A 255-nucleotide genomic window follows, 5' to 3' on the forward strand; every position below is an offset into this window, starting at 1 on the left:
TCTGCGTCAGCGTCTGGCCGGCCTGCAGCGAGTCCAGCACGCCGTCGGCGACCTTGAAGTTCCAGCCGATCCTGTCAGCTGCCTGATCGACCGCATCCAGCGAGAAGGTACCGAGATAACCACGGCCCTGCGGCAAGAAGCTGGCGCTGTGGGTGTCGAGCGTATCGACGTCGGTAAACGTCACCGCGCCGTCCTGCGTGTGCGTCACCGTATTCTCGCCCGTCGCCTTGTCGGCGATCTCCGTCACCGCACCGC

1 protein-coding gene is annotated in these 255 nt (G+C 65.5%); it reads right to left on the reverse strand.

Annotation, left to right across the window (positions count from 1 at the left end; all coding sequences use genetic code 11):
* Positions 1-255, reverse strand: a 255-nt coding sequence (locus IB262_RS35625) for a VCBS domain-containing protein (protein WP_192359284.1), incomplete at both ends; no start/stop codon positions are given.

It is taken from the genome of Ensifer sp. ENS02 (assembly GCF_014851885.1).
GTDB lineage: Bacteria > Pseudomonadota > Alphaproteobacteria > Rhizobiales > Rhizobiaceae > Ensifer > Ensifer adhaerens.